Annotated in this window: 1 protein-coding gene; it reads left to right on the forward strand. The window is 46.1% G+C overall.

Going from position 1 to position 783, the window contains the following annotated elements; translation table 11 throughout:
- Positions 1 to 783, forward strand: a 783-nt coding sequence (locus D8792_RS11515; protein WP_446677398.1) for a mucin-binding protein, incomplete at both ends; no start/stop codon positions are given.

Consider the following 783-nt stretch of genomic DNA (forward strand, 5'->3'; position numbering starts at 1 on the left):
GATACACCAATCAACTTCGTGAAGGATGGCCAAAAAGCGATTATCAGCTTCGTAGACCAAACTGACGGTAATAAGGAATTGACTAAGGTAGTTGAAAGCGGTAAGTCAGGTGAGCCAATCGGTACAACTAACTACGCAGCTCGTCTGAAAGAATTGACAGACAAGGGCTATGAAGTGGTGAACGATGAGTTCAAGGGACCTAAGACCTTCGATAATGACGATAAGAAGGATCAAACCTTCACCGTTACTCTTCGTCAAGGTACAGAGAAGATTACAGACCCAGCTAAGCTCAACAAGAAAGTATCACGTACAATCAAGTACGAATACGCAGATGGTGAGACAGCCGGTCGTCCAGCTCTGAAAGCTCCAGTGACTCAAGAAGCAGCCTTCACACGTACAGGTGAACGTAACCGTGTAACTGGTAAGGAAACCTTCAGTGCATGGACACCAGCTACGAAAGAATTGGCTCAAGAAGCTACACCAGTAGTAACTGGATTCGTGGCAGATAAGGCCAATGTAGCAGCGAAGACAGTAACTCCTGATGATAAGGATAGCGAAGAAACAGTTAAGTACAGCAAACTTGGTTCATACGTACCAAATGTACCAGACGGACTTCCAAAAGTACCAAACCTTCCATATCCAAACGATCCAACAGATCCAAGCAAACCAGGTACTGATCTTCCAGTGATTCCACATGTACCAGGCACAACACCAGTCGGCCCAGATGGCACAACACCATTGACACCGAAAGATCCGAGCGATCCAAGCAAGGGTTACAACCCA

Origin of the sequence: Streptococcus cristatus, from assembly GCF_003943505.1 — a bacterium.
GTDB classification, from domain to species: domain Bacteria; phylum Bacillota; class Bacilli; order Lactobacillales; family Streptococcaceae; genus Streptococcus; species Streptococcus cristatus_E.